We start from the raw sequence: 11,512 nt of genomic DNA, 5'->3' as shown, positions 1-11,512 counted from the left end.
GGACGCCGGTCGGTGGGTCCGGACGGGGATCAGCTCACCTGGAGGGTGACGTCGTCGACCACGAAGGAGGTCTGGAGGGACTGGTCCTCCACGCCGTTGAACTTCAGGGCGACGGTCCGGCCGGCGAACTGCGAGACGTCGTAGGACTTCAGCGCGTATCCGGTGGAGGCGTCGACGTTGGACAGTGTCGCCAGGGTCTGGCCGCCGACGGACACGGTGAAGGTGTCGTAGGCGGTGTTCTCCGTCTCGTCGGTGTCGACGTGGAGGTAGAACGAGAGCCGGTGCTGGGCGCAGCCCGACGGGATGGTCAGTGACTGCGCGGCACTGTCCGTGCGGCTGGACCCCCAGCCGTTCAGCCACGCCTTGTAGGCGCCGTTGTGCGCGGGCTGCCCGGCCTGGTCGGTGATGACACCCGAGGTGGTGGTCCACGGGGCGGTGCCGTTCTCGAAGCCGCCGTTGACGACGAGTTCACGTGCGGTGCAGGTGCCGCCGCCCCCGCCGACGGTGAGCGTGTACGTGGTGCTGTGGCTGACCGTTCCACTGCCCGTGACCGTGAGGGTGTAGGTGCCCTGCTGGACACCGGCCCCGATCTGCACGGAGAGGGTCGAGGAGTTCCCCGACTGCACGGAGGACGGGCTGAGGGTGGCGGTCACACCGTTCGGCGCCCCGGAGACCGACAGGGCGACGGTCTGCGCGGTGCCGCTCAGGGTGGTGGTGTTCACCGTCGAGGTGACGCTGCCGCCCGGGGCGGCGCTCCCGGACGCCGGGCTGGTGGTGAGGGAGAAGTCCTGCGCCGGGGTGTCGCTGCCCACCGCCTGCTTCCAGACGGCGTACGCGACACCGTCGGCGCTGCGGTTCAGGACCGTCGGGTTGATGTTGTTCGTCGTGTCGCAGGAGCTGTGGTAGCACGGGTCGTAGGCGGCGTTGGCGGTGCCGCCCCACTTGGTCGCCTGGGCCGAGGTCTTGCGGGCGCTGGCTCCGGACGCGTAGCCGGAGGTGGGGATGCCGACGGCCTGGAAGGACGCGTCGTCACTGCGCCCCTGCCCCTCGACGTTCTCCTCGGGTGCGAGGTTCAGCGAGGTCCAGTACGCCTTGAGCGGGGCGGAGGTGGCGGAGTTGACGTTGTTGATGAAGTAGCCGCCGTTGGTGGAGCCGACCATGTCGAAGTTGTAGTAGCCCTTGATCGCCGAACGCTGTGCGGCGGTCAGCTGGTTGGCGTAGAACTTCGAGCCGTTGAGTCCCTGCTCCTCGTCCGTCCACCAGGCGAAGCGGACGTGCTTGGTCATGGTGGGGTTCGTCCGGGCGAGGACGAGCGCGTTCTCCAGCAGTGCCGCGGAGCCGGAGGCGTTGTCGTTGATGCCCGGGCCCGCCGCCACGCCGTCGAGGTGTGCGCCGAACATGACGGTCTGGTCGGCGGGCCCGCCGGGCCAGTCGGCGATCAGGTTGTCCGACGGGTAGGTGCAGGTGGAACACCTCTGCTCGGTCACCGTGTATCCGGCGGCCTGGAGCTTGCCCTTCACGTAGGCGAGCGACTGGGTGTGCCCGGCGCTGCCGGCCCGGCGGTGGCCCCCGTTCTGCGAGGCGATGGCCGCGAACTGCGTCAGGTGCGCCTGGACCTCGGTGACGGAGATGTCCGGCGGGTCGGTGCCGGGCTGCGTGCCGCCGACGTTGAGCGTGTAGTCGACGGTGTGCGAGAGCGTGGAGCCCTGGCCCTTGACGACGATCTGGGAGGCCCCGGGCGCCGCGTTGGAGGTGGCGGAAAGGGTCAGCACCGAGGACTGGCCGGACTGCACCGTCGCCGGGTTGAACGAGGCGGTCACTCCGGAGGGCAGGCCGGTGGCCGTGAGGGTCACCGACTGGGCGGTGCCGGTGGTCGTGTTCGTGACCACGGTGGTGGTGACCGAGGCGCCCTGCTGGACGGTGCCCGCCGACGGGTTCAGCGCCAGGGAGAAGTCACTGTTCTGCCCGGTCGGAGTGCAGGTCGGATCACCGGCCTGGGCGGGCACGCTGATCGCGTCCCAGGCGGCTTTGGTCTTGAGGAAGAGCCCGCAGGTGGCGAGGTCGAGCGACTTGGCCGAACTCAGGGTCGCCGTGCGGTACTTCTTGTACGACATGCTGCTGGTCTTCAGCAGCATGCCGCCGTAGAAGATCTTGCCTGCGTTCTGGATGCCGACGCCCGTCAGCGTGGTCTGGTTGCAGGTGGTGCTGCTCGGCTTCCCGCCGCCCGGGCTCGTGCCCTCGGCCAGCAGGTAGAACCAGTGGTTGAGCGGACCCGCGGCCGCGTGCACCTCGGTGCCGGGTATCGCGGAGCTGTAGCAGGCCGGGTCGTTGTTGACGGCCGGCGGGTTGTACATGTTCCGGATCGGTCCCCGGCCCTGGAGGTTGATCATCTCGCCGACCGTGTAGTCCGGTACGTCGTACGGGGACGGCTGGTTCGTGTACGCCTCGGTCAGCGCCCCGAAGATGTCGCCCGTGCCCTCGCCGAGTCCGGATTCCTGGCCGCCGGTGCCGCCCGGAGTGGTGGTGTCGATGGCGTGCCCGTACTCGTGCGCCACCACGTCCGTGCCGGCGATCCACTCGTTGGCGCTGTTGCGGCCGATGGTGACCTGGTTGCCGTCCCAGTAGGCGTTCAACTCGGGCAGGCCGACCTTGGCGGGGAAGCTGCGGCCACTGCCGTCGACCCCGTTCCGGCCGAGCCACTGGCCGAGCATGTCCCACTGCTTCTGCGCGGCGAACATGAGGTCGACGCAGCCGGTCTCCTTGGAGGTCGGGTTGCCGGTGCCCCAGGAGTCCGAGGACTTGGAGAAGACGGTGCCCGTGCTGTAGTCGGCGCAGCTGAGCCCGGTGCGGTTCGGGTCGCGCAGGCTGTAGCTGCTGCCCGATCGGGTGGTGTCGATGGTGAGCGGCGACGGACCGTTCCACTTGCTGGTCCCGCTGCCCGCGGACACCTCGTCATGGGTGCCGACGATCTTTCCGGTACGGGCGTCCACGAAGACGTGGAGCTTGCTGGGCGCCTTCTTCGTACGGCCCGACAGGACCGTCTCCCAGGCCAGTGTCTGCTTGCCGGCGTCGAGCCGGACGACGAGCCGGCTGCTGCGGACCTTGTCGACCTTCGCCAGCTTCGTCCGGGAAAGCGTCTCGGCCTTCGCCGCGGTGACGGTGGGGTCGGTCGCCACGTCGATGCGGCTGGAGGAGGCGGACTGGACCGCGCGCACGTCGCCGTCGCCGTCGGCGAGGACGACCGCGTCACCCCCCACGACGGGGAGGCCGCGGTAACTGCGCTCGTAGGCGACGGAGTAGAGCCCCTTCACCCAGGGGGTCACGAGGCGCCGTTCGTACTGCTCCTGGGCGGAGTTGACCAGGGAGTCCAGGCCGCTGTCGACCGCCCGGTCGGCCGCGGCGACCGCGCGCGAGAGCGGGGTCGCACGTGCGTCGGCGGTGGTCGCCGCGACGTCGGTCGATCGGGCCACCGAGGTTCCCGTCAGCCCTGCCAGGACGGCCAGGGTCAGACCGGCCGACACCGTTCTTCGTTTCATGGGGGGCTCCAGACGTGGGAGAGACTGGTTCGTCGCCGCCGAGTATGGGCGTGAGCATGACGAGTTGGGGTCATCCCGCCGGGCATAAGACGCGAGTTATGGTGCGCCGGAGGAGCGCTGCGTACGCTGCTGAAATGCAGTTGGAACTGAGGCATCTGCAAGCCGTCTGCCGGATAGCGGAAGCGGGGAGTCTGGGTCTCGCGGCTCGCCGGCTCGGGGTGTCCCAGCCCGCGCTCTCCGCGCAGTTGCGCCGGATCGAACGGGTCGCGGGAGGGGAGCTCTTCGTCCGCACCCGGCACGGGGTGGAACCCACCTCGCTCGGCGAGTTCGTGCTGGGCACGGCGCGCCGGGTGCTCCTCGAGATGGACGCGCTGGGCGCCGAGTCCCGGGCCTTCGTGACCGGCAGGCCCCTACGGCTGGGGTGCATCCTGCTGGTGCTCGTCGACGGGCTGCTGGAGCAGACGGACCTGGCCATGGCGGACCAGGAGGTCACCGTGGACCTGGAGCACTCGGCGACCGCGCTCCTGCGGATGCTCGGTGCCGGGCAGTACGACGCCGTCGCCTACGGGGAGGTCAACGAGCACGAGATGCCGCTGCCGGCGGGCGTACTGGCCAGGACGCTGATCCCCAAGGAGCCCTTCTGCGTGCGGATGTCGGCCGGGCACCCGTTGGCGGCACGCGAGTTCGTCGAGCTGGCGGACCTGGCCGACGAGTCGTGGACGACCCTGGTCGAGGACGACGACGGGGGCCCCGAAGCCCTCGTCGAGGCGTGCGCCAAAGCCGGGTTCGTCCCGTCGCTGCGCTATCGGATCACCGACCGCACGATGCGCTACGGACTGATCGCCGCAGGACGCGCGATCTCCCTCAGCCAGCCGACGGCACAGCCCTCGGAGGGCACCGTGCTGCGTCCCCTCGCCGGCTCACCGATCACCGGCCGCATACGGCTGGCCTGGAACCGCTCGACGGTCTCCGCCGGGCAGGCGGCCCTCCTCTACCGGGCGGCGGCCCGTGCGTACCTGGCCACCGTGGACAACAACCCCTTCCACCGGGCCTGGTGGGACGCCCGCCCGGAGCTGCACCCCGTGCTCGAGTAGGGGGCGGCTCGGCTCGCAGGGCTCGGCGAGGCGCCGTCAGGCAGGCAGGGAGGCAGCCGTACGGACCTCAGTGTCCGCCGAGCTCGGCGGCCAGGTCCGCATCGTGCATCCCGGGGAAGGCGTACCCGTCGGTCCCGTCCCACGGGACGTCGAGGTCGTCCATGTGCACGTGCCACTCCGCCCCGGGCAGGGCACGGCGCAACTCGGTGACCGAGCCGAGCACGTGGTCGAGCACCGGCAGCACCCGGCCGGGATCGAGCGGCAGCTTGGTGGACCCGGCGACGACCTCGTCCGGTCGGCCGGCGTCGCCGTCGTACAGGTACAGGCCTTCCTCGTCCTGGTACGGGAAGGACGCCGTACGGGCGGCGGCGACGCGCTCGACGGCGGCCGTTTCGGCATCCGTCAGCGGCATCGCCCGGCGGGCGCGGTAGTAGAGGGAGACGCTCATGGCCCGAGCGTACCGAGGAGGTGTGACACAGGCGCCGGCCTCCTCCCCGGCCGTCCCCGGGGGCACTGCCGGGGTCGGCGGACCGCCGTGCCCGCCGGCCCCCGGCCGTCCTTCCCTCGCGCACCGCGCGTGGGCTGCCGACAGGGAGGGCGGCCTCACTCACCGGCGCCTCGCGGGAACCCTCCGTCCGGGAACGTGGGCGTCGGCCGGGCCGACGCGCACGACCCCCCGCTCCCGTCTGCCAGAATCGGCGCATGGCAGAGCACGACACCGGCACCGGCACCGGCTACCTGCTGGACACCGCGCGGTCGGAGGCGGGTGTCCGCTTCGGTGCCCTCTCCGAGCTGTTCGACCCGGTGACGTTCCGGCACGTCGACCGGCTCGGGATCGGGCCCGGGATGTGGTGCTGGGAGGTCGGGGCAGGCGGCCCGTCCGTGCCCCTGGGCCTCGCCGAACGCGTCGGGCCGGGCAGCCGGGCGAGCGTCGCCACCGGGCGGCTCGACCTGGCCACCGCCCCGATGATCTCCGCCTGGGGACGGCGGCCGTGAGCGGCCCCGGCAACCCGTCCGCCACCCGTTCGCGGGACCGGCAGTGGCGTGGGACGGCCTCGTGAGCCGCGCCGTGGAGGACACCAATCGCCGTATGCTGCGCGCGCGGGACGCCATGGACCGTGCGTACGCCCGGCCGCTGGACGTGCCGGCGCTGGCCCGCGTCGCCCACGTCTCCCCCGCGCACTTCGCCCGCACCTTCCGCGCCACCTTCGGCGAGTCCCCGCACCGCTACCTGCAACGGCGCCGGGTGGAGCGGGCGATGTACCTGCTGCGGGAGACCGGCCGCAGCGTCACGGAGATCTGCTACGAGGTCGGCTTCGGCAGCACCGGGACGTTCAGCCGCACCTTCAGCGACATCGTCGGCCGGTCGCCACGGGCGTACCGCAGGGAAGCGGCCGCCGTGGACGTACCCACGTGCTTCACGAAGGCATGGACGCGGCCGAGCGCCTGAACGCGGGTGCGGCCCGGCAGCCGGCCCACCGGCTGAGCAGTTTCGGATAAGTTTTCGCCGGGCCCGCCGACTAGCGTGGAGAACATGTTCACCGCGATCACACACTCACAGATCTTCGTCCTCGACCAGGACCAGGCCCTCGACTTCTACGTCGGCAAGCTCGGCCTGGAGGTCAACGCCGACGTCGACATGGGCTTCATGCGCTGGCTCACCGTCAGTGTCCCCGGCCGTCCCGACCGTCAGGTCCTGCTGGAGAAGCCGGGCCCTCCGGCGATGTCCGAGGAAACCGCCGAACAGGTCCGCGCCCTGCTGACGAAGGGCGCGCTGGGCAGCGCGCTGATCCTCACCACGGACGACTGCCGCAAGACGTACGAGACGCTGCTGGCCCGGGGCGTGGAGTTCACCGACGAGCCGACGGAGCGCCCGTACGGGATCGACTGCGGCCTGCGGGACCCCTTCGGCAACCACCTCCGCTTCACCCAGCTGAAGGGCTGAGCGCCAGGGGGCGGGGAGCGTGGCCCGGTGCGGGTGGTCGCCCCACCCGGACCGGGCCCACCGGCCCGCCACCGGGCCGCCGACACCCTCGCGCCACCACCGGCGGTCCGCCGCCACCCGCCCTCCGGCGGGCCCTGCCCCGCCGGAGTTCCTCAGCCGACGATGGCGACGGGGGCGTCCCACGCGTTGCGGTCGACCGTGATGGTGTGGCCGCCTCGCGTCTCCTTGCTGTTGACCATGTACTGGTGGCCGCGGCTGTGGCCGGTGTACTGAGCCGGGTTCCACGGCCAGTCGGTGGTGGTCGTGTTCTTCTTGTCCCACAGGGCGTACCAGAGGTTGCCCGGCAGGTCCGTCTTGTTCGTGGCGGTGGCGACGGCCTTGGCGCTGGAGCTGCTGAAGCCGTAGAGGCCGCCGCGGTAGGTCGCGTTCCGCAGGGTTTTCGTGAAGGAGCGCACGTAGGTGAGGGTGGCGTCGTTGCACGCCTTGTCGGTGATGTCGTACGACTCCATGTTCAGGTAGATCGGGCTGCCGGCTTTCATCCCGAGGGCTGAGGCCTTGGCCACCGCGTCCTTCGCGTTTCTCGCACCGACCGCGGCGGCCGTGGAAGCGGTGAACCTTTCCGGATTCGCGCTCTTCTGGCAGGGCGGCTGCGCGCCGACGTAGAGCGGTATGAGCTTCCAGCCGCTGGAGTTGACCGACTTCACCCAGGACTTGGTCAGGTTGGGCTGGGCGCAGCCGCGGTTCCTGCCGCCGATGTAGACGGCGGCGGCGCCGTAGAACTTCGTGTTCCACGCTTTCATCGCCGCGAGCGAGGGCGCGGTACACGTGTCGAACGCCCGACCGGTGTAGGTCTTCTGCGCGGGCCAGGCGGTGGCCGCCATGGACGTCTGTGCTGCGATTCCGGCACCCGCGGCAACGACGACACCCGTCGTCGCCCAGGCGATGTAACGGCCCTTCTTGGACAGCCGATGACTGGACAATCCCCCACCCCATCCGTATGGCGGCCTGCGGCCGCCGTGAATCCGACGCGCGTCCGCGGCGGGCAGGCGGAGGGCAGCTTGCGCCACGCCGCACCTCGACCGCGGTACGGGTGCAGCGTAGAGCGGAGCACCCGCGCTTCGCGCGCGGGCCCTGATGCCGCGGAGTGTTCCCGCCCTTCCGTCCGGCACCGGCGACCTCCACGTACGGCGTGCCCGCGGCCGGCGTGCATCGCCGCAGGTCGTGGGGCGCCCCTGCGGGACCGGTGCCCGACGGCGGCCGGAGGCAGCCGTGCACCGGACTGTCACACGGGTGCCATACGATGCGCACATTCGCTTGTAAGATCTCCGTTTGAGGATGCACACGTCATGTCTTTCGGTGTCACGCCCCGTTCCACACGCCGTATATCTGCTCTCGTCGCCCTGCTCGCGGTCGGTACGACGGGATGCTCCGGTGTCGCGGACGCCATCGACGGAGCCAAGGACGGGGCCAAGAAGGTGGCACGTCAGCGATCGGTCTTCTCGCTCGCCACCGGTGACTGCTACAACCCGAACACCGAGCCCACCGACAAGGCCGGTCAGGAGGAGGCGGCCATCGAGATCGTGCCCTGCGAGGAGGCGCACCAGGGCCAGGTCGTCGGTGAGTTCTCGATCGACGAGAAGAAGTTCCCGGGTGACGACGGGGTCTCGGTGATCGCCGACAAGCGCTGCCCGGTCGAGGCGCAGAAGTTCACCCCCGACACGTGGGCCCTTCCCAAGGGCGTCTCCGTCTTCTACTACCACCCGACGGCCGAGAGCTGGGCGACGGGCGACCGCAGCGTGAGCTGCTCCTACACCAAGGAGTCGGGCACGTTCACCGGCACCCTGAAGAGCAAGCCCCTGGACGCCGACCAGACCGCGTACCTCAAGGGGTCGAACGCCGTCTACGACGCCTTCTGGACCAACCAGCCCGAGGGCCAGGTCGAGGACGACCTCCCCGGATACAAGGCCCAGGCCGAGGCGGTCTCCACCGCGCTCAAGGCGCACCTCGCCACTCTGAAGGACCTCGAGCAGCCGGAGGCGGTCGCGCTGCGTGCCCGGCTGGAGAAGGCGGAGGGCGGGTGGAAGAGGGCCGCCTCCGCAGGTGACACGGACAGCTTCTACATCGCCTACGACCTCGGGTTCACCGGCATCGACCCGAACAAGACGGTGGCCGCCCGCAAGGAACTGGGGCTGGCCACCACCGTTCCGGCCGACGACGCCGAGGCCTGGGCCCCCTGATCTTCCCCTGGCATGCGGACCGGGGGGCGATCCGCACCCGGTCCGCGGTCCCGTGACGGCCCCGTCCGGCAGGAAGCGGACGGGCGGGCCGCACGCGTGACGGGCGCCGCGCCTCGCGCCGGCAAGGACGCCCCCGCCGTCGGCACCCGGCGACGGCAGCCGGGCGTCACCGAGGCGGCGGCGCCGGGCACTCGGGCCGCGAAACCCCCGGTCGTTCCCGGCCGGGTGCCGGGGGGGGGCCGACGGACGCACCTCCTCCACTTCCCCCTCTGCGTGATCACCGCCCCGCCCCGGAACTGCCGACTCGTGAAGGTTCGCGGCCACATGGGCGGGTTTCCCGATGAGCTCTTGCGGCCGCTTCTTACGCACCGGTAACTACATGCGACATGAACTTCTTCAGCCGCAACTCCTCGCCCCGGCGGACCGGCCTGCCCGCCGCTCCAGCGGCCTCCGGCACCGCCGTACTGCCGGATCCCGGTCTGAGGGCTCTCACGGGCGAGTGGATGATCGACCCCGCGCACAGCAGGATCGGGTTCTCCGTGCGGCACGCGATGGTCACGACGGTGCGCGGCGCCTTTCCGGAGTACGAGAGCCGCCTCCACTTCGACGGGGACGACCCCGCCCGCTCCACGGCCGAGATCAGCCTGTCCACCGCGAGCGTCGACACCGGGGTGGAGCAACGTGACGCGCACCTGATCGGCCGTGATTTCCTGGACGCCGCCACGCACCCGCGGATGGTGTTCACGAGCACGTCCGTGGAGTTCGCCGGCAAGGACGTCTACCGCATGACCGGCGACCTCACCATCAGGGGCGTCACCCGCCCCGTGGTCCTGGAGCTCACGTACATCGGATACGTCGTGGACCCCTTCGGTTACGAACGGGTCGGTTTCGACGGCACCACCACCATCAACCGCTCCGACTGGGGGCTGACCTACAACGCCAGGCTCGCGGAGGGCGGCGCCATGGTGAGTGAGAAGCTCCGCCTGCAGTTCGACATCGCGGCCATCCGTACGCCGTCCGCCGCGTGACCCGGTGCCCGGCCCCGCCCCGGCGGGAGGAGGCGGTCCGCTCAGGGCGGCCCGCCGGCGCCGCGCGCCTCCGCCGCCGGACGGCGGGACGGCCCTGGCCACGGGAGTCCGGGCCCCCGGCCCGGTCCGGCCCCGGAGCGCCCGGCGGCCGGGAGCACGTACGCGCGAAACCCCACTCCCCCGCCCGTGCGGGGCAGGGGGACGGGGCGCAGCCCGGCGACGAAGCCGGGCGGTTCCGCGCCGCCGGACACGAGCACGGCCGTCGGCACCTCGCGCGCGCCTTCGCGAAGGCGTCCGGGGGAGACACTGGCGTCGTGGCCACCGGTCTGGCGTGACGCGCAGCCGGCGTAGTACGCGACCGGGACGGCCTGGTCCCCGCTGACCACACAGGGCGGTCGCACCCCCAGCCGGCCCAGTGCGCCGGCGAGGGCGGCGAAGTCCGCCGAGGTGGCGCGGCTGGTGCGGACCACGTGGCTGAGGACGCCGAGTTGCACGGCGAGGTGGCTCGCCAGTACCAGCGAAAGCACGGCGAGGCCCGCCGGCCGCCGTGCCCGCCGCAGCCGGGTGAACAGGCCGACGACGCATTCTCCCGCCGGCAGGGCCAGCAAGGCGTAGGCGGGGAGCAGGAATCGCGGCGCGGCGTACTCGACGAGGAACAGGTACGGCACCGCCGACGACACCCCCGTCGCCGCCGCCAGCACAGCGGCGGAGCCCCGGGCGGCGCGACGCGCCGCGAGGATTCCGCCGACCGTGACCACGGGCAGCACCACCCACCACACCGCGCTGACCGGGCTCTCCCACCCGATGGTGCAGGGCCGGCAGAGAGTGCGCCCTGCCAGCGCGCGCAGGTGGTCGTCCACGGCGAAGTGCCGGCCGAGTCCGCCCTGGATCTCGCCTGCCCGGTGGAAGCGGGCGCTCAGGCCTCCGTAGTGGGCGTACGCCTCGGCCGCCCACGGCGCGCAGCCCGCCACGAGCCCCGCGGCGAGCGCCGTGCACAGGCCGGGCCGGCGCCGGCCCGGCAGCAGCGCCGCGAGAGCCAGCCGCATCGCCAGCCAGAAGCCGTCGGCGGGCCGCAGCAGTGCGACCAGGGCGACCGCCGCCCCGGCGCCCACGTGCTCCGCCCGCCCGGCCGAACCGGGCACAGCGCGTGCGACCCAGCCCGAGGCCGCGAGGGCCCCGAGGGCGCACCACAGATTGGGCATCGCGGCAGGTCCGTAGTACAGGGTCGGCCACAGGCCGGCGAACGACGCGCCCGCACAGACGAGTACGGGAACGGGCAGCACCTTGCGCCACACCAGCAGGGCGGCGGTCAGGGCGGCGGAGGACAGCAGGGCGAGATGGACCCGCAGCAGCGTGGTGGATTCGGTCAGGACGGCCACGGGGGCGGCCAGGTAGGTGATGCCCCGCGCGCGGGGGGCACTGAAGAACGCGGCGGGTGCGTTGCCCCCGACCTGGCTCACGTAGACCGTCTCGTCCCAGGAGAGTCCCGAACCCGGTACGACGAGGATCAGTTGGGCGGCGGCGAAGACGACGGCGACGGCCGTCAGCCACGGCAGCGGCCGAGCGCCCCACCCGGCCGGGCCGTAGCCGGTGGCTGCCGGGCCCGGACGGCGCAGGGGGGGGGGGGCCGCCGGGCCCGCGGGGCGGGGGCGCCGGTCGGCGGTGCACACCT

At 71.9% G+C, this 11,512-nt stretch carries 9 protein-coding genes and 1 pseudogene; 6 read left to right on the top strand and 4 right to left on the bottom strand.

The window, feature by feature from the left end; all coding sequences use genetic code 11:
• Positions 1–29 precede the first annotated feature (29 nt).
• Positions 30–3,536, bottom strand: coding sequence for a M28 family peptidase (locus tag ABZ371_RS21260; protein ID WP_358681938.1), 3,507 nt, complete (start codon positions 3,534–3,536; stop codon positions 30–32).
• A gap of 134 nt (positions 3,537–3,670) precedes the next feature.
• Here ABZ371_RS21260 and ABZ371_RS21255 point away from each other — a divergent pair, with 134 nt between their 5' ends.
• Positions 3,671–4,630, top strand: coding sequence for a LysR family transcriptional regulator (locus ABZ371_RS21255; RefSeq protein WP_358681935.1), 960 nt, complete (start codon positions 3,671–3,673; stop codon positions 4,628–4,630).
• A 67-nt stretch (positions 4,631–4,697) separates the two neighbouring features.
• Here the strand turns inward: ABZ371_RS21255 and ABZ371_RS21250 are convergent, their stop codons facing one another.
• Positions 4,698–5,078 (bottom strand): hypothetical protein, encoded by a 381-nt coding sequence (locus ABZ371_RS21250; protein ID WP_358681932.1) that lies wholly within the window; start codon positions 5,076–5,078, stop codon positions 4,698–4,700.
• Between the two features lie 254 nt (positions 5,079–5,332).
• On the opposite strand from ABZ371_RS21250, the pseudogene ABZ371_RS21245 reads away from it, so the two are divergent.
• From ABZ371_RS21245 to ABZ371_RS21235, 3 genes and pseudogenes are all read left to right on the top strand, one after another.
• Positions 5,333–5,569, top strand: a pseudogene (locus ABZ371_RS21245) (SAM-dependent methyltransferase); the annotation flags it as partial.
• 118 nt (positions 5,570–5,687) lie between these two features.
• Positions 5,688–6,080: an AraC family transcriptional regulator gene (locus ABZ371_RS21240; RefSeq protein ID WP_358681929.1), complete on the top strand. Its 393-nt coding sequence runs from the start codon at positions 5,688–5,690 to the stop codon at positions 6,078–6,080.
• An 84-nt stretch (positions 6,081–6,164) separates the two neighbouring features.
• Positions 6,165–6,575: a VOC family protein gene (locus tag ABZ371_RS21235; RefSeq protein ID WP_358681927.1), complete on the top strand. Its 411-nt coding sequence runs from the start codon at positions 6,165–6,167 to the stop codon at positions 6,573–6,575.
• Positions 6,576–6,727: 152 nt separating this feature from the next.
• On the opposite strand, the gene ABZ371_RS21230 is transcribed toward ABZ371_RS21235, so the two are convergent.
• Positions 6,728–7,555, bottom strand: a complete 828-nt coding sequence (locus tag ABZ371_RS21230; protein ID WP_358681924.1) for a glycoside hydrolase domain-containing protein — start codon at positions 7,553–7,555, stop codon at positions 6,728–6,730.
• A gap of 366 nt (positions 7,556–7,921) precedes the next feature.
• Between ABZ371_RS21230 and ABZ371_RS21225 the strand changes: the two genes are divergently transcribed.
• Positions 7,922–8,812, top strand: a complete 891-nt coding sequence (locus ABZ371_RS21225) for a septum formation family protein (protein WP_358681921.1) — start codon at positions 7,922–7,924, stop codon at positions 8,810–8,812.
• Positions 8,813–9,198: 386 nt separating this feature from the next.
• Positions 9,199–9,840 (top strand): YceI family protein, encoded by a 642-nt coding sequence (locus ABZ371_RS21220; RefSeq protein WP_358681918.1) that lies wholly within the window; start codon positions 9,199–9,201, stop codon positions 9,838–9,840.
• A gap of 41 nt (positions 9,841–9,881) precedes the next feature.
• On the opposite strand, the gene ABZ371_RS21215 is transcribed toward ABZ371_RS21220, so the two are convergent.
• Positions 9,882–11,510 carry a hypothetical protein gene (locus ABZ371_RS21215; protein WP_358681915.1) on the bottom strand — a complete coding sequence of 543 codons (1,629 nt, stop codon included), beginning with the start codon at positions 11,508–11,510 and terminating at the stop codon, positions 9,882–9,884.
• Positions 11,511–11,512 lie beyond the last annotated feature (2 nt).

The organism is Streptomyces sp. NPDC005899, from assembly GCF_040629645.1.
GTDB lineage: Bacteria > Actinomycetota > Actinomycetes > Streptomycetales > Streptomycetaceae > Streptomyces.
This window is presented reverse-complemented; position numbering and strand designations above follow the sequence as displayed.

What these genes read in the sequence shown, in the direction of transcription:
- ABZ371_RS21260 (WP_358681938.1), bottom strand. Translation starts at nt 3,536, where the DNA reads ATGAAACGAAGAACGGTGTCGGCCGGTCTGACCCTGGCCGTCCTGGCA.
- ABZ371_RS21250 (WP_358681932.1), bottom strand. Translation starts at nt 5,078, where the DNA reads ATGAGCGTCTCCCTCTACTACCGCGCCCGCCGGGCGATGCCGCTGACG.
- ABZ371_RS21235 (WP_358681927.1), top strand. Translation starts at nt 6,165, where the DNA reads ATGTTCACCGCGATCACACACTCACAGATCTTCGTCCTCGACCAGGAC.
- ABZ371_RS21225 (WP_358681921.1), top strand. Translation starts at nt 7,922, where the DNA reads ATGTCTTTCGGTGTCACGCCCCGTTCCACACGCCGTATATCTGCTCTC.
- ABZ371_RS21220 (WP_358681918.1), top strand. Translation starts at nt 9,199, where the DNA reads ATGAACTTCTTCAGCCGCAACTCCTCGCCCCGGCGGACCGGCCTGCCC.
- ABZ371_RS21255 (WP_358681935.1), top strand. Translation starts at nt 3,671, where the DNA reads ATGCAGTTGGAACTGAGGCATCTGCAAGCCGTCTGCCGGATAGCGGAA.